Here is a 15598-nt window from a genome sequence, read left to right on the forward strand (position 1 = left end):
AAACCCGCAAAATGCAACGATTCTGGCTCTTGCCAGCGACAGGCCAGGCGGCCTGCCGATAACCACCATCGTTCCAACAGACCGGGCCTGCTCAATCTATGCGAATGCGCCTTATGTTACTGGGCGGCGGGAATGCCCTCGGGCAGGCGCTGATTCGCCTCGGGGCAGAGGAAGACATCGGCTTCCTCGCCCCCAAACCGCCCCAGGACGGCTGGGATGCCGCGAGCCTTACCCAATTGCTCGACGACACCCGTCCCGATGCCTTGATCAACCTCGCCTATTACTTTGACTGGTTCCAGTCGGAGGCCGTCAGCGAACCGCGCCTGGCCGCGCAGGAATTCGCCGTCGAACGCCTGGCCCAATTGTGCCAACACCACGGCATCACGCTGGTGCAGCCGTCCAGCTACCGGGTGTTCGACGGTTCGCGCGCCACCGCCTACAGCGAAAAAGACGAGCCGGTGCCCCTGGGCCTGCGTGGCCAGGCGCTGTGGCGCATCGAGCAAAGCGTGCGGGCGATCTGCCCGCAGCATGTGCTGTTGCGGTTTGGCTGGTTGCTGGACGACAGCGTCGAGGGGGCCTTGGGGCGTTTCCTGGCGCGGGCCGAGAAGCCTGACGAGTTGCTGCTGGCCGATGACCGGCGCGGTAACCCGACCCCGGTGGACGATGCGGCCCGGGTGATTATCTCGGTGCTCAAGCAGCTCGATTGTGCGGCGCCGTTGTGGGGCACCTACCACTACGCGGGGCAGGAGGCGACCACGCCGTTGGCGTTGGGGCAGGCGATTTTGACCGAGGCGCGTCACTATCATGCGCTGGCGCTCGAGTCCCCGACCGCCCAGGCACACGCGGCGCGGCCGGATGCCAGTGATGAGCCGCAGCATGCGGTGCTGGCCTGCAAGAAAATCCTGCATACGTTTGGTATCAAGCCACGGGCGTGGCGGGCGGGGTTGCCGGGGTTGTTGGACCGGTTTTATCGGCGGGGCTGAAACCGCGCGCTCACGGCGCTTTGATCGGTGAATGCCTCAAGGGTGGGAGGGCTTCTCCCGCCCCTGGATCGCGGCGTACTCAGAACTTGTAGCCGATCCCCACCATGTAGACCATCGGGTCCACGTCCACATTGACCTTGGCGCGTGTGCCCGCCGCCAGTGCGTTGTTGTCCACGGTGGCTCGGGTGCTGATGTCGATGTAGCGGATTTGGCCGTTGATCATCCATTTATCGTTGATCATGTAGTCCGCGCCGATCTGTGCCGACCAGCCCCACGAGTTCTCTGCCTTGAAATTGCTGAAGCCTGCGCCTTGGGCGCGGCTGCCCACGTGTTCGTCGTAGATCCAGGTGTAGTTCAGGCCCGCGCCCACATAGGGTTGGAACGCCGATTTGCTGTCCAGCGGGTAGTACACGACGCTTAGGGTCGGCGGCAGGTGTTTGAGGGTGCCGAGCTTGCCGTTGGCGGCGCCCAGGGCGGTGTTTTTGATTTTCACGTCGTGCTCGAACGGCGTGGCCGCCAGCAGTTCGATGCCCACGTGGGGGGTGAGCATGTAGGCCACGTTCAGGCCCAACTGGGTGTCGCTGCTCATGGTCGCCTTGCCGCCCAGATTGGTGCCCGCCAGTGGGCCCTGGTCAACCTTGACGTGGCCGCTGTCGGCCTTCGGGTTGACGGTGATGGCCCCGGCGCGCACCAGAATATCGCCCGCTTCGTGAGCGTGTGCCAGCGGGACGGCGAGGGCGAGGGTGACGAGGGCGGCGCCTAGCAGAGAGGTGTTCATGGGAGCTCCAAAAGGACGTAAGAAAGGGATACGTCCCATGGTAAAGATCGCGGCGTCCGACCTTTTGACTCAGCTCAATGAAAGGGCGATGAGGCGTCAGTCTGGCAGTTCGTACACGTAAATCTTCTCGGCATCCATCTGGTAGCCCGCATCCGCCAGTTCGCTGGTGGACGACTTGACCTGCAGCGAACCTTCGATCCAGTAGGGCTGATACAGCTCGTCTAGTTTCACGCCGACTTCGCTTTTTACATGCACGATCTGGTTCGACGGCGGGGGCGGCACATGGATGCACGCGCCGAAGTAGGGCACCAGCAAGAACTCGGTGGTGCGCCCCTCTTCGCTGACTTCCAGCGGCACGATGTAACCCGGCAGCCTGATGTGCTGGCCGTCCAGGCTCTGCACCACGGGCGCGTTGGGCAACTCCTGCTTGGCCGCAGGCGCCGACTCCACCGACATCGCGTCGGCCATGTTCGATAAGTCGTGCAGCGGCTTCATGTTGGGGATCTCGGGCGGCGCATCCGGCGGGATCATTTCCTGCCAGGACAAATCCTTGGGCTGCTCATCGGCCCAGGCGGGAACGGCCACCAGCAACAACAGCGCAAACAAGATGCGACGCATCGGGATCTCTCTCATAAACGGATGGACAACCCATCGGCCAACGACTGCCGATAGGCGCGCCAGGCGGGCACGGTGCCCATCAACAGGGCCGCCGCCAGGATACCGGCCAACAGGGTCCATTCATATGCACTGGGCCACGACAGCGGCAGGTCCAGGCCGTAATTGGCTTGCAGATACCCACGTGAGGCCGCGATGCACACATACAGCAGGCCCACGCCTGCGACCACGCCCGACAGCGCCAGGGCGAAGGCCTCGAAGATCAGCAGGCTCGCGATGTGCCAGGGGCGGGCGCCTACCGAGCGCAGTATCGCCATTTCGCGGCGCCGCTCATTGAGGCTGGTGAGGATGGCCGTGAGCATGCCGATCAGGCCGGTCAGCACCACGAACAACGAAATCACGAACAGCGCTTTTTCGGCGGTGCCCATCATGCTCCACAGCTCTTGCAGCGCCACGCCCGGCAGGATCGCCAGCATGGGCTCGCCGCGAAAATCGTTGATCTCGCGTTGCAGCGCAAAGGTCGAAATCTTGTTGTTCAGGCCCAGCATGAACGCGGTGATGGCTTGCGGCGTGAGGTCCATGTTGCGCGCCTGGTCGGCGCTGATGCGGCCTTTGCCCTGGGCGGGCACGCCGTTGTGCCAGTCGATATGGATGGCTTCCATGCCGCCCAGGCTGATGTGCAACGTGCGGTCCACCGGGGTGCCGGTGCGTTTCAAGATGCCGACCACGGTGAAGGGTTTGTCATCGTGCTTGACCAGGCTGACCACTGCCACGCCGTGGGCCAGCACCAGTTTGTCGCCGAGGCTGTAATGCAGCGCGTCGGCCACTTCGGCGCCCAGCACCACCTCGAACGGGTCGGTGGCGAAGGCGCGGCCGCTGGCCAGTTGCAGGTTCTGTTTGCGCCCGTATTGGTAGTGCTCGAAATAGGCCTGGTTGGTGCCCATGACGCGGTAACCGCGGTGCGAGTCGCCCAAGGAAATCGGGATGGCCCATTTCACCTGCGGGTTGGCGGCGAAGTGCTCAAAGCTGTCCCAGCGAATATTGTTGGTGGCGTTGCCGATGCGAAACACCGAATACAGCAGCAAATTCACCGAGCCTGAGCGGGCGCCCACGATCAGGTCGGTGCCGCTGATGGTGCTGGCAAAACTGGCGCGCGCTTCGGTGCGCACCCGCTCCACCGCCAGCAACAGGCACACCGACAGGGCGATGGCGAAGGCGGTGAGGATCGCCGTAAAGCGGCGGTTAGCCAGGCTGGCCAGGGCTAGACGAAACAGGTACATCTCAGACCTCGATGATCGTGGCGGCGCGATTGAGCTCGGCCAGCGACAGGTGGCGGTCGAACAGCGGCGCGAGGCTCTGGTCGTGGCTGACAAACAACAGGCTGGCGCCCGCGTCGCGGCATTCGGCGAACAGCAACTGCAGGAAGGCTTCCCGCGCGTCGTGGTCCAGTGCCGAGGTGGGTTCGTCGGCAATCACCAGCTCCGGCTGGCCGATCAATGCCCGGGCGGCGGCGACGCGTTGTTGTTGGCCGATGGACAGCGAGTCGGCGCGCCGTTGCAGCAGGCCCGCATCGCTCAAGCCCAGGTGGGCGAGCAAGCTCGCCGCGGCCTGGTCGATGCTGCCGTGACGCTGGATCGCCCGCTGTGCGCGCAGTTTTGAAAAGTGGCAGGGCAACTCGACGTTTTCGCGCACCGAGAGAAACGGCAGCAGGTTGAACTGCTGGAAGATGTAGCCGGTGTGGTCCACGCGAAAACGGTCGCGGGCACCGGCCGACAGCTCGGTGAGCGCCTGGCCCAGCAGGCGGATGCTGCCGCGAGTGGGCTTTTGCACGCCGCCGAGCAGCCCCAGCAGGGTGGTTTTGCCACTGCCGCTGGGGCCTTTGAGGAACAGGGTTTCACCCGGCTCCAGGCGGAACGCGGGGATGTCCAGCAACGTGGGGTGACCGGGCCAGTTGAAGCCCAGGTCGGCCAGTTCGATCAGTGCTTGGGTCATGGCCTCAGAACTTCAGGCTGGCGGCCGCGGCCGTGGCTTCAACCCCCTGCTGGCCGCTTGGGCCAATGAGCTGCACCTGGATTTTCTGGGTGGCGGGAAAGGTCTTGAACACCTGGGTCAGGTCCAGGTTGGTCAGCGCGGTCGGCGTGGCGCAGGTGAACTGGTAGTGGGCGTGGATTTCGCTGTGGTCGTGATGATGCTCGTGGGCGGCCGCGCCTTTGCCGTCGGTGGCGTGGTCGTCATCGTCGTCGTCGTGATCGGCCTCGGGTTTGTCGCCGAACAGCGGGCTGTTCAACTCCTGGGTGCTGACCACGCAGCCCGCGGCTTTGGGCAGGCTGAACAGCACCAGCGGCTGTTCCAGCTGTTTGCGCGCGGCGGCGACCTTGGCCTTGTCGTCTGCGGTGGTGGCCAGGTGTTCAAAGCCCACCAGGTTCATCGCCGGGCTGTCCAATTCCAGCTCCAGCGCCTGGCCGTCGAGCACGGCGTTGAGGCGGCCTACGCCATGCTCGTGCGCGCCGAGGCTGCCGTGCTCGTGTTCATGCGCGTGGTCATGGTCATCGGCCGCCTGGGCGATAGCCAGCGGTAACAGGGCAAACGGCAGGGCGAGCAAGAGACGGCGCATGAGTGAACTCCCGGAAGATGAATAATTTGTTATGTGATCTTATAACAATTTTGCCGAGAGTTTGACCGCCTGCTTGGCGCAGCGCAAGGCGCGTGGGAGCATGCGCGTCAGAAAAAAGCAGGAGAAAGGACCATGTTGCGGATTCGTGGAACCGTCGGCGACCTGCCGGTGGACTTGACCATTGAGCTGGACGAAAGCGATTGGGCGCAGTTGGGCGCACAGTTACAGGCGGGTAAGGCCCCGGCCCAGGCGTCGGTGGTGGCCCCGGCGCCGGTCAATTCGGACGACACCGTGTGGCAGTCCGCCCAAGACTTGCTGCGCAAGGCAGGCCAGCTCAACGGGCTTGAGTTGCTCGATCAACTGGAAGGCCTGGCTGGCAGCGCTGCGGCGGCCAAGCGCCTGTTGGTGCGCCTGCGCCACAGCGCCCGGGTGCAGGTGAGCAGCGGCGGGGATACGCCGCTGTACCGGTGGGTCGAAAGCGTTTAGTACAGCGCGGCAAACAGCTTGCGGCGGTAGGTGGTGACCAGCGGGTGATCGTTGCCCAGCAGGTCGAACACCTGCAGCAAGGTCTTGTGGGCCAGGCCTTCGCTGTAGCTGCGGTTGCGCACAAACAGCTTGAGCAAACCGTCCAGCGCGGCTTCGTATTGCTGGCGCGCCAGTTGTTGCACGGCCAGTTGATACACCGCTTCGTCGTCCTGCGGGTTTTGCGCCAGGCGGGCCTTTAGGTCGGCCGCGTCGGGCAGGTTGGCGGCCTGGCGCAAAAAGGTGATCTGCGCCTTGGCCCCGGCGAGCGCGGCTTTGTGTTCGTCGCTCTTGACCGCGTCGAGCACGGTTTGCGCTTCGTCCAACTCACCGCGCTCGGCTAGGCAACGTGCGTACAGGATCAACGCGCCGGCGTGGGTATTGTCTTCCCCCAGCAGCGCCACCAACACCGCCTCGGCGTCGGTAATGCGGCCTTCGGCAAACAACGCCTGGGCGTGCTCCAGCGGGTCGGCGGCGGCAGGCGGCGGCATTTGCACATGCGGCTCCAGCATTGCCCGCACCGCCGACTCCGGCTGCGCCCCGGCAAACCCGTCCACCGGCTGGCCGTCCTTGAACAGCACCACGGTCGGCAGGCTGCGAATACCAAAGCGCGCAACGATGTCCTGCTCGGCTTCACAATCGACCTTGGCCAGCAACAACGCCCCCTGATAACTCTCGGCAATCTGCGCCAGCAACGGCATCAACGCCTTGCACGGCGCGCACCACTCGGCCCAGAAGTCCACCAGGACGGGGGTGTGAAAGGAGTTTTCAATAACAGCCTGATCGAACGTGGCGGTGGTGACATCGAAGATAAACGGGCTGGGCTGACTCATGGGTATCTCGAAGAAAGCGGGGATGGGGGCAACTATAAGGGTTGGTGGGAGTACCAGAAAGGGTCTTGATACCAGTCTTGAGGAAAACCCATCGCGCTTGGGCTGACTTCGGGAAACGCGTCAAGCAACCGATGCAGGCGTTCGCCCCAGCGTGTCTGCGGATTTACCTGGCTGAAACCCAATACCGTCACGAAAATGATGTTCGGGGTCGTCCGGCCTTTGAAACGGCCGCATGTAGGGGCTTAAGCGAAAAAAGCTGACAGACTCGAGAAAACGCTGCGCACGCGCCTCGTCCCGAATGATCAAGCCTCGGCACTTGAGCAGTTCGATTTGCGCGGGAACGTCAATGGCAGGCTTGATGAAGGTTCTCATGCCCAAAAAGTACCAGGCATAAAAAACCCGCACGATTTGTGCTTGATCACTGACGCGACCAGAGGCATGGCGGGTGTATTGCCGCCAAGACTAGGCAGTCGATCAGGCTTTTGCAAGGTGTTTGGCTAAAGGGCGACGGGCGTTATTAACGTGGTTGGCATACCGTTCGCGGATCCTGGCGGCGGGTGGAGGGCGGCATTTTCCACGCTCGGACAGGCCTCGTCATCGCTCATCTGTTACAGGGCGTTATCGCTGCGAATGGTACAAGCTCACCTTGCGAAACTCCCAAGGCTCCGCCAGGTCCGGCAACGTCAATGCGTCGAGTATCCCCAGCCGTTGATAAGCCGGGTGCTGGAAGTCGCGCACGCGGGAATCCGCCACCAGCGCTTCTCGCCCCCGGCTGAGGAATTGATCCAGCAGCGGCAGGTTGGCTCGGTCGTAGAGCACGTCGGCGACCAGGATCAGGTCGAACCGGTCGGCCTCGGCGAAGAAGTCGGCCGAGTAGCCGAGCGTCACGTCGTTGAGTTGCGCATTCGCGCGGCAGGCGGCCAGGGCCAGTGGGTCCAGGTCGCAGGCGATGACTTCACGTGCCCCGGCCTTGGCGGCGGCGATCGCGGCGATGCCTGAGCCTGCGCCAAAATCCAGCACGCGTTTGCCGGCCACCCATTCGGGGTGGGCGGCCAGGTAGCGCGCCATTGCCAGGCCGCTGGCCCAGCAAAAGCACCAGTACGGCGGCTCGTGCAGGATGCGTCGGGTTTCTTCCTGGCTGAAGGCGCGGTCCATGTTGCTGGCGTCCAGCAGCCACAACGACAGGTCGGTGCCTGGCAGCGGGCAGGGCGTGAGCTGGGCGTCGCCGATCAGTTCGCTCAACGCCCGTTGCAGGTGCAGCGGGGGTGTCATGGCGCCGGGACGAGTTGCAGGGGGCCGGTGGTCTGGGTGGTGGCTTGGAAGATGCGCACCGGCGGCAGGTGCAGGATCAACTGGCCGGACTGGCTGGCGCGGCCACGCAGTTCCACGCGGGCCCCGGCGGGGAAGGCGTCGGGGTTGAAGCGCAGGCGGAAGGCGATGGGTTTGTCGTTGCCGGTCAGCACGCTGTTGGCGAGCAGTTGTTGCGGGCGGCCGCGCTCGTCGATCACCAGCAGCGCCAGTTCGACTTCGGCGCGGGCGGGCACGCCGTTCAAGGTGCCGCTCAATTCACGCTGATACGCGGGCAGGGGGCCCGGCTCTTCAATGCCAGGGAGCTTTTTTTCTTGCTGGGGCGTCGGTTGAGGGGCGGCCGGTTTGGGGGCTTGGCTGCTGCAGGCGACCAGGACACTGAACAAGGCAAGCAAAACAAACGGTCGTAATGACATGTACGGCTCCAGAAAAACGCAAAATCCGTGGCTTAAAAATATGAAACATAATAGCCAGCCTGTATACCGTAAAGGCTATGGCTTGTCTTGCCACGGGGATGCGCTACCATGGCCCTCCCAATTTTTTGTTGCCTGCCACCATGCACTGTCCCTTCTGCGGTGCCAATGACACCAAAGTCATCGACTCGCGCCTCGTTGCCGAGGGCGATCAAGTTCGTCGCCGGCGTGAATGCCTGGCCTGCGGTGAACGTTTCACCACCTTTGAAACCGCCGAACTGGTGTTGCCGCGCCTGATCAAGTCCGACGGCAGCCGCCAGCCCTTCGACGAAGACAAACTGCGCGCCGGTATGCAGCGGGCCCTGGAAAAGCGCCCGGTGAGTGTCGAGCGCCTGGAAGCGGCGCTGGTGCACATCAAGCACAAGTTGCGAGCGACCGGCGAGCGCGAGGTCAAGTCGCTGGTCGTGGGAGAGCTGGTGATGGGCGAGCTGCAAAAACTCGACGAAGTTGCCTATATCCGTTTCGCCTCGGTGTATCGACGCTTCCAGGACCTCAACGAGTTCCGCGAAGAGATCGACCGCCTGGCCCGAGAGCCGGTCAAACAATGAACCCACCTTCTGCTGAACAAGCTGTCATCGATGCCCATTACATGGCGCGAGCCTTAGAACTGGCGCGCCGGGGTCTGTACACCACCCATCCCAACCCGCGTGTCGGCTGCGTGATCGTGCGTGACGGGCAGATTGTGGGCGAGGGCTGGCACGTGCGTGCCGGTGAGCCGCATGCCGAACCCCACGCGTTGCGCGCGGCGGGCGACAAGGCACGCGGCGCGACGGTCTACGTCACCCTTGAGCCGTGCAGCCATCATGGCCGCACCCCGCCGTGCGCCGACGCGCTGGTGAACGCGGGCGTGGCGCGGGTGGTGGCGGCCATGCAGGACCCCAACCCGGAAGTGGCCGGGCGCGGCATGCAGCGCTTGGCCCAGGCGGGCATCGAGGTGTACAGCGGGTTGCTGGAGCAAGAGTCGCGGGCACTCAACCCGGGCTTTCTCAAGCGCATGGAACACGGCCTGCCGTTTGTGCGGGTCAAGCTGGCGATGAGCCTGGACGGTCGCACCGCAATGGCCAATGGCGAAAGCCAATGGATCACCGGCCCAGCTGCCCGCGCCGCCGTCCAGCGCCTGCGCGCCCAGGCCAGTGTGGTGCTGACCGGCGCCGACACGGTGCTGGCCGATGGCGCGCGCCTGACCGTGCGCGCTGGCGAGCTGGGGCTGGATGACGCCACCACCGCGCTGGCCATGTCACGCCCGCCGCTGCGCGTGCTGATCGATGGTCGCCTGCGAGTGCCGCTGGACGCGCCGTTCTTCAAGGCTGGCCCGGCCATGGTCATCACGTGCGTGACCCCGCAAAACCAGTACCCCAACGGCCCCGAGTGCCTGGTGGTGCCGGGCGCCGAAGGCCAGGTCGACCTGCGCGCCGCGCTGGTGGCACTGGCCGCCCGTGGCGTCAACGAAGTGCTGGTGGAAGCCGGCCCGAGCCTGGCCGGGGCGTTTGCCCAGCAGGGCCTGGTGGACGAATACGTGATTTTCGTCGCGGGCAAGTTCCTGGGCTCTGCCGCACGGCCGTTGTTGGACTGGCCGCTTGAGAAACTGGCCGATGCCCCCCACCTCAAGATCACTGAAATGCGCGCTGTAGGCGACGACTGGCGAGTCACTGCCATTCCTCTGCCAGCATCGGGCGTATAATTCCCGGCCTGCGCCAAGCCTCCAGGAGGACTCCATGTTTACCGGCATTATTGAATCCATCGGCACCATCCGTGCCCTGACCCCCAAAGGCGGCGACGTGCGCGTGCTGGTTGAAACCGGCAAGTTGGACCTCACCGACGTCAAGCTGGGTGACAGCATCGCCGTCAGCGGCGTGTGCCTGACCGTCATCGAATTGCCCGGCAATGGCTTTGCCGCCGATGTCAGCCGGGAAACCCTGGACTGCACCGCGATGAACGATCTGGCGCCCGGCAGCCCCGTCAACCTGGAAAAAGCCCTGACACCGACCACCCGCCTGGGCGGCCACCTGGTCAGCGGCCATGTCGACGGCGTGGGCGAAGTGGTTGCGCGCAGCGAAAACGCGCGTGCCGTGGCGTTTCGCATTCGCGCGCCCAAAGAGCTGGCCAAGTACATCGCCCATAAAGGCTCGGTCACCGTCGACGGCACCAGCCTCACTGTGAACGCCGTCAACGGCGCTGAATTCGAGCTGACCATTATCCCCCACACCCTCAGCGAAACCATCATGGCCGCTTACCAGCCGGGCCGCCGGGTCAACCTGGAAGTGGACTTGCTGGCCCGTTACCTGGAGCGTCTGTTGCTGGGCGAAAAGGCCGCAGAGCCTATGGCCGGTAACATCACTGAAAGCTTTCTGGCCGCTAACGGCTACCTGAAATCCTGACCGAAGGGGGTGCCGCGTGGCGCTCAACAGCATCGAAGAACTGGTAGAAGACATCCGCCAAGGCAAGATGGTCATCCTGATGGATGACGAAGACCGCGAGAACGAAGGCGACATCATCATGGCCGCCGAGCTCTGCCAGGCCGAGCACATCAACTTCATGGCCAAGCACGCCCGTGGTTTGATCTGCATGCCGATGACCCGCGAGCGCTGCGAACTGCTCAAGCTGCCGCTGATGGCACCGCGCAATGGCTCGGGCTTTGGCACCAAGTTCACCGTGTCCATCGAAGCCACCACCGGGGTGACCACCGGGATCTCCGCTGCCGACCGCGCCCGCACCGTGCAGGCCGCCGCCGCCAAAGACGCCAAGGCCGAAGACATCGTCAGCCCTGGCCATATCTTCCCGCTGATGGCCCAACCGGGCGGCACCCTGGCCCGCGCAGGCCACACCGAAGCGGCCTGCGACCTGGCGCGCATGGCCGGTTTCGAGCCGAGCGGGGTGATCTGCGAAGTGATGAACGACGACGGCACCATGGCCCGCCGCCCTGAGCTGGAAGCGTTTGCCGCCGAGCACGGCATCAAGATCGGCACGATTGCCGACCTGATTCACTACCGGATGATCCACGAACGTACCGTTCAGCGGATTGCCGAGCAGCCGCTGGACAGCGAGCTGGGGCATTTCAACCTGGTCACCTACCGCGACTCGGTGGAAGGCGACGTGCACATGGCCCTGACGCTGGGCACCATCTGCGCTGAAGAACCGACCCTGGTGCGCGTGCACAACATGGACCCGCTGCGCGACCTGTTGCACGTCAAGCAACCGGGCCGCTGGAGCCTGCGGGCCGCCATGGCGGCGGTGTCCGAGGCGGGCAGCGGGGTGGTGTTGCTACTCGGCCACCCGCTGGATGGCGACGTGTTGCTGGCACACATTCGCGAAACGGCTGACAAGGTGCCGGTCAAACAAGCCACCACCTACAGCATCGTCGGTGCTGGCTCGCAGATTCTTCGGGACCTGGGCGTGCGCAAAATGCGCCTGATGAGTGCGCCGATGAAATTTAATGCGATATCCGGATTCGACCTGGAAGTTGTAGAATACGTGCCCTCCGAATAAAGGCAGGCGGTTTTGCCTTCTTGTTCGCGGTTCAAATATCACCAAGGGACGCGTACGTGACGCGTCCCGGCTCTTTAAGAGATTTATCGAATGACCCTGAAGACCATCGAAGGTACCTTCATTGCCCCCAAAGGCCGCTACGCCCTGGTGGTTGGCCGCTTCAACAGCTTCGTGGTTGAAAGCCTGGTAAGCGGTGCCGTGGACGCCCTGGTTCGCCACGGTGTGAGCGAGAGCGACATCACCCTGATCCGCGCGCCGGGCGCCTTCGAAATCCCGCTGGTTGCGCAGAAAGTGGCCCAACAAGGCGAGTACGCCGCGATCATCGCCCTGGGCGCGGTCATTCGTGGCGGCACCCCGCACTTCGAATACGTGGCTGGCGAATGCACCAAGGGCCTGGCCCAGGTGTCCATGGAGTTCGGCGTGCCGGTATCGTTTGGCGTGCTGACCGTAGATTCCATCGAGCAAGCCATCGAGCGTTCCGGCACCAAGGCCGGTAACAAAGGCGCTGAAGCTGCACTGTCTGCCCTGGAAATGGTTAGCCTGCTGTCGCAGTTGGAGGCCAAGTGATTAGCGACGAAAGCGATCGTTTCAACCCGCGCGACCCACGCCCGGCCGATGCTGGCAAGCCTTCCAAGAACGAGAAGCGCCGTGCGGCCCGTCAACTGGCGACCCAGGCGCTGTACCAGCGCCACATGGCGGGCGCGTCGCTGAACGAAATCGAAGCGCAGTTTCGCGTCGACAATGACTTCAGCACCGCCGACATCACCTATTTCCACGACCTGCTGCACGGCGTTCACGCCAACCTGGCCGAGATCGACGCTGCACTGACCCCCTGCCTGGACCTGACGCTCGAAGAGCTGGACCCGGTTGAACTGGCGGTGTTGCGCTTGTCTACCTGGGAGCTGCTCAAGCGTGTCGATGTGCCGTACCGCGTGGTGATCAACGAAGGCATCGAACTGGCGAAAGTCTACGGTTCGACCGACGGTCACAAGTTCGTCAACGGCGTGCTCGACAAGCTGGCACCGCGTCTGCGTGAAGCGGAAGTCAAAGCGTACAAGCGCTGACGGATGGGCGAGTTTGAGCTGATCCGCACGTACTTCGCCGCCGCGCCCTGTGCGCAGGGCGGCGAGGGCATTGCGCTGGGGATCGGCGATGACTGCGCCTTGCTGGCCGTTCCCCCCGGGGAGCAGTTGGCCGTTTCCACCGATACCCTGGTGGCCGGCGTGCACTTTGCCGACCCCTGCGACCCGTTTTTGCTCGGCCAGCGCTCGCTGGCCGTGGCCGTCAGTGACCTGGCGGCCATGGGCGCCCAGCCCCTTGCCTTTACCCTAGCCCTCACCACCCCGACGGTCGATGCCGATTGGTTGCAGCGCTATGCCCAGGGTTTGAACCGGATGGCGCAGGCTTGCGGCGTGGGCCTGGTGGGCGGCGACACTACCCGTGGCCCGTTGAGCCTGACGATGACCGTGTTTGGCCGCGTGCCCGCAGGCCAGGCCTTGACCCGCCGCGGCGCGCAACCGGGCGACTGGTTGTGCGTGGGCGGTGAGTTGGGCAACGCGGCGGGCGCCTTGCCATTGGTGCTGGGCCAGCGCAGCGCCGAGGCCGCCCTTGCCGAGCCGCTGCTGGCGCATTACTGGTCGCCGCAACCGCAACTGGCGTTGGGCGTGGCGCTAAGGGGCAAGGCCACGGCGGCGCTGGATATTTCCGACGGCCTTCTGGCCGATTGCGGGCATATCGCCAACGCGTCGGCGGTGCGCTTGCTGGTCGAGCTGGCCAGGCTGCCGTTGTCGGCGCCCTTACGGGCGTTTGCTGGCGAGGCCGGTGCGCAGCAGGCGGCGTTGAGCGGGGGGGATGACTACGTTTTGGCGTTCACCTTGCCGCCCGCCGAACTGGCGCCGTTGCTGGCCGCAGGCTGGCCGGTGCAGGTGATCGGCCGGGTGGAGCAGGGGCAGGGCGTCACCCTGCTGGACGCTGCCGGGCAGGACATCACCCCGGCTATTCGGGGCTATCAGCACTTTTCTGGCGTGTAGGCACAGAGCCCGCTGGAAGGCCAATCGAACCTTTTGATCTTTATCAACGATAATTCAGCTTAAGCGTCTTTAGGAACGTGCTGTTACAATAAATTCCCTGTGAAAATTTGATATCAGGAGCACATGGTGCCCGTCGTTTTCGTTGCTGCCTGCAAGCTGCCTACCCCTTTTGCCACGTTCACCATGCATGGCTTTCTTGAAGAAGCCACCGGCCGTGAACATGTCGTGTTGAGCCTTGGCGATATCGCCGACGGTGCCCCGGTGTTGGGTCGCCTGCACTCCGAATGCCTGACCGGCGACGCGCTGTTCAGCCAGCGCTGCGACTGCGGTTCGCAACTGGAAGCGGCGTTGCAGGCCATCGCCCGTGAAGGCCGTGGCGTGCTGCTGTACTTGCGTCAGGAAGGCCGTGGCATTGGCCTGCTGAACAAGGTCCGCGCCTACGAGCTGCAAGACGGCGGCGCCGACACGGTCGAGGCCAACGAGCGCCTGGGCTTTGCCGCCGACCAGCGCAACTACGCCATGTGCCTGCCGATGCTGGAGCACCTGGGCGTCACGTCGCTGCGCCTGATGACCAACAACCCGCGCAAGGTCAAAGCCTTGACGGACATGAGCATCACCGTCGCCGAGCGCGTGCCGCTGCACACCGGCCACAACCCGCACAACAAGCTTTACCTGGCCACCAAGGCCAGCAAGCTCGACCACATGATGGGCAACGAGCATCAGGGCGAGGTCGACCGGGCGTGACGCGCGGCCAGGTCAAGCGCCGCCTGTCTTTCAACTGGTGGCAGTACCTGGCCTTGGCCCTGTTGCCGTTGTTTGTGCTTAACCTGGTGTTTGGCAAGGCCACGGCTTTGCTGCCGGTGCTGGCCATGCCGCTGTTTATCGCCGGTGTGGCCTCGATGTTTCTGAGCCTGCGTTATTTTCATGGCTATAAACATGCGTTGATCGCCACCGCAAAAGCCCTCGATACCGCCGAAGAACCGGCTGCCTGGATCACCCTGGCGGCCCGTCGGCGCATGGCGCTGATCGTCGCCGCAGTACCCGCCTGGATCGGCGCGCTGGCCGTGTTTGTGGGGCTGGAAGCGGTGCCGCTGTGTTTGCTGGCGTTGTCCACGCTGGTGCTGTTTTACCTCTACCGCATTCCGCGCCAGTTGGGTTGATGCGCGCCTGGTTGGCGGTGTGCTTGCTGCTGTTTGGCGCCCCGGCGGTGGCGGTGGAGCGGGTGGTCAGCCTGGCGCCTTCTCTGTCGGAAATCGTGCTTGAACTGGGCGCCGCCGAGGTGCTGGTGGGCGTGCTGGACGGCGGTGAGCGCCCGGCCGCGCTGGCAAGCGTGCCGTCGGTGGGGCGCTATGGGCAGTTGGACATGGAGCGTTTGCTCAGCCTCAAGCCTGACCTGATCCTGCTTTGGCCCGGCAGTGTGGGCCCGGCGCAGCGTGCGCAATTGGAGCGGCTGAACATCCCGATGGCTGTCTCCGAGCCCCACAGCCTTGAGCAACTCACCGCGCAAATCGAAACCCTCGCCGGGCAGCTGGGCCGCGCCGAAGCGGGCCGGCAATTGGCCGCGCATTTGCGCCAGCGGCTGGCTGAGTTGCGCCGCCGCTACCACCGCGATGTGCCGTTGCGCGTGTTTTATCAGGTGTGGAACCACCCGCTGTACACCGTCGGCGGAGGGCAGATCATCAGCGATGCGCTGAGTGTGTGCGGCGCTCGCAATGTGTTTGATGACCTCACGTTGCCCGCCCCGCAGGTGAGTATCGAAGCGGTGCTGCAGCGTGATCCCCAGGTGATTCTGGCAGGCGACCCGCAGCAACTGGATGAGTGGAAGGCCTGGCCGGTGGCGCAAGGGCACGTGTTGCAAGTGCCCGATAAAGGCCTGGAGCGGCCCAGCGGGCAGATGGTCGAGGCGGTGGCCAAGTTGTGTCAGGTGATGTCGCCAGACCGCTGAACAGGCCTGGC

Annotated in this window: 20 protein-coding genes and 1 pseudogene; 12 read left to right on the forward strand and 9 right to left on the reverse strand. The window is 64.3% G+C overall.

The genetic code is table 11. From position 1 onward, the window contains the following. Positions 1–98 precede the first annotated feature (98 nt). Positions 99–983 carry a sugar nucleotide-binding protein gene (locus ACW9H9_RS09540; RefSeq protein WP_457342906.1) on the forward strand — a complete coding sequence of 295 codons (885 nt, stop codon included), beginning with the start codon at positions 99–101 and terminating at the stop codon, positions 981–983. A gap of 79 nt (positions 984–1062) precedes the next feature. Here ACW9H9_RS09540 and ACW9H9_RS09545 read toward each other — a convergent pair whose 3' ends face one another. The 5 genes from ACW9H9_RS09545 to ACW9H9_RS09565 form a co-directional block, all read right to left on the reverse strand. Continuing rightward, positions 1063–1761, reverse strand: a complete 699-nt coding sequence (locus ACW9H9_RS09545) for an OmpW/AlkL family protein (RefSeq protein WP_457342907.1) — start codon at positions 1759–1761, stop codon at positions 1063–1065. Positions 1762–1857: 96 nt separating this feature from the next. Then, positions 1858–2379 (reverse strand): DUF3299 domain-containing protein, encoded by a 522-nt coding sequence (locus tag ACW9H9_RS09550; protein WP_457342908.1) that lies wholly within the window; start codon positions 2377–2379, stop codon positions 1858–1860. An 11-nt stretch (positions 2380–2390) separates the two neighbouring features. Then, a complete protein-coding gene (locus tag ACW9H9_RS09555; RefSeq protein ID WP_457342909.1) occupies positions 2391–3656 on the reverse strand; it encodes an ABC transporter permease in 1266 nt (421 codons plus the stop codon). Between the two features lies 1 nt (position 3657). Further along, complete coding sequence (locus ACW9H9_RS09560) at positions 3658–4368, reverse strand: ABC transporter ATP-binding protein (protein ID WP_457342910.1); 711 nt, start codon at positions 4366–4368, stop codon at positions 3658–3660. 4 nt (positions 4369–4372) lie between these two features. Beyond that, a complete protein-coding gene (locus ACW9H9_RS09565; RefSeq protein WP_457342911.1) occupies positions 4373–4990 on the reverse strand; it encodes a DUF2796 domain-containing protein in 618 nt (205 codons plus the stop codon). Between the two features lie 132 nt (positions 4991–5122). Here ACW9H9_RS09565 and ACW9H9_RS09570 point away from each other — a divergent pair, with 132 nt between their 5' ends. Next, a complete protein-coding gene (locus ACW9H9_RS09570) occupies positions 5123–5476 on the forward strand; it encodes a hypothetical protein (protein ID WP_457342912.1) in 354 nt (117 codons plus the stop codon). On the opposite strand, the gene trxA is transcribed toward ACW9H9_RS09570, so the two are convergent. The 4 genes and pseudogenes from trxA to ACW9H9_RS09590 all read right to left on the reverse strand — a co-directional run bounded on the left by trxA (position 5473) and on the right by ACW9H9_RS09590 (position 8069). Next, entirely contained in the window at positions 5473–6345 is an 873-nt protein-coding gene (gene trxA, locus ACW9H9_RS09575; RefSeq protein ID WP_457342913.1) for a thioredoxin, read from the reverse strand. The genes ACW9H9_RS09570 and trxA overlap by 4 nt on opposite strands. A gap of 183 nt (positions 6346–6528) precedes the next feature. Further along, positions 6529–6717 (reverse strand): annotated as a pseudogene (locus tag ACW9H9_RS09580) (Abi family protein); the annotation flags it as partial. Between the two features lie 246 nt (positions 6718–6963). After that, a complete protein-coding gene (locus tag ACW9H9_RS09585) occupies positions 6964–7617 on the reverse strand; it encodes a class I SAM-dependent methyltransferase (protein ID WP_457342914.1) in 654 nt (217 codons plus the stop codon). Beyond that, complete coding sequence (locus ACW9H9_RS09590; RefSeq protein ID WP_457342915.1) at positions 7614–8069, reverse strand: YbaY family lipoprotein; 456 nt, start codon at positions 8067–8069, stop codon at positions 7614–7616. The genes ACW9H9_RS09585 and ACW9H9_RS09590 overlap by 4 nt, the downstream gene beginning before the upstream one ends. Positions 8070–8209: 140 nt before the next feature. On the opposite strand from ACW9H9_RS09590, the gene nrdR reads away from it, so the two are divergent. The 10 genes from nrdR to ACW9H9_RS09640 all read left to right on the forward strand — a co-directional run bounded on the left by nrdR (position 8210) and on the right by ACW9H9_RS09640 (position 15587). After that, positions 8210–8674: a transcriptional regulator NrdR gene (gene nrdR / locus ACW9H9_RS09595; protein ID WP_167659696.1), complete on the forward strand. Its 465-nt coding sequence runs from the start codon at positions 8210–8212 to the stop codon at positions 8672–8674. Then, entirely contained in the window at positions 8671–9807 is a 1137-nt protein-coding gene (gene ribD, locus ACW9H9_RS09600; protein WP_457342916.1) for a bifunctional diaminohydroxyphosphoribosylaminopyrimidine deaminase/5-amino-6-(5-phosphoribosylamino)uracil reductase RibD, read from the forward strand. The genes nrdR and ribD overlap by 4 nt, the downstream gene beginning before the upstream one ends. Before the next feature lie 34 nt (positions 9808–9841). Continuing rightward, positions 9842–10504 (forward strand): riboflavin synthase, encoded by a 663-nt coding sequence (locus tag ACW9H9_RS09605; protein WP_457342917.1) that lies wholly within the window; start codon positions 9842–9844, stop codon positions 10502–10504. Between the two features lie 16 nt (positions 10505–10520). Beyond that, the gene (gene ribBA, locus ACW9H9_RS09610; protein ID WP_457342918.1) at positions 10521–11612 is read left to right on the forward strand and encodes a bifunctional 3,4-dihydroxy-2-butanone-4-phosphate synthase/GTP cyclohydrolase II; all 1092 of its coding nucleotides are present in this window, start codon (positions 10521–10523) and stop codon (positions 11610–11612) included. A 90-nt stretch (positions 11613–11702) separates the two neighbouring features. Continuing rightward, positions 11703–12179, forward strand: coding sequence for a 6,7-dimethyl-8-ribityllumazine synthase (ribH, locus tag ACW9H9_RS09615; RefSeq protein WP_457342919.1), 477 nt, complete (start codon positions 11703–11705; stop codon positions 12177–12179). Continuing rightward, the gene (gene nusB / locus ACW9H9_RS09620; RefSeq protein ID WP_457342920.1) at positions 12176–12676 is read left to right on the forward strand and encodes a transcription antitermination factor NusB; all 501 of its coding nucleotides are present in this window, start codon (positions 12176–12178) and stop codon (positions 12674–12676) included. The genes ribH and nusB overlap by 4 nt, the downstream gene beginning before the upstream one ends. Positions 12677–12679: 3 nt before the next feature. Further along, positions 12680–13642: a thiamine-phosphate kinase gene (thiL, locus tag ACW9H9_RS09625; protein WP_457342921.1), complete on the forward strand. Its 963-nt coding sequence runs from the start codon at positions 12680–12682 to the stop codon at positions 13640–13642. Positions 13643–13768: 126 nt separating this feature from the next. Next, positions 13769–14386 carry a GTP cyclohydrolase II gene (gene ribA, locus ACW9H9_RS09630; RefSeq protein ID WP_457342922.1) on the forward strand — a complete coding sequence of 206 codons (618 nt, stop codon included), beginning with the start codon at positions 13769–13771 and terminating at the stop codon, positions 14384–14386. Beyond that, the gene (locus ACW9H9_RS09635) at positions 14383–14802 is read left to right on the forward strand and encodes an MFS transporter (RefSeq protein ID WP_457342923.1); all 420 of its coding nucleotides are present in this window, start codon (positions 14383–14385) and stop codon (positions 14800–14802) included. The genes ribA and ACW9H9_RS09635 overlap by 4 nt, the downstream gene beginning before the upstream one ends. Next, entirely contained in the window at positions 14802–15587 is a 786-nt protein-coding gene (locus ACW9H9_RS09640; RefSeq protein WP_457342924.1) for a cobalamin-binding protein, read from the forward strand. The genes ACW9H9_RS09635 and ACW9H9_RS09640 overlap by 1 nt, the downstream gene beginning before the upstream one ends. Positions 15588–15598: the final 11 nt, after the last annotated feature.

The sequence above is a fragment of the Pseudomonas sp. SDO5215_S409 genome, assembly GCF_054071325.1.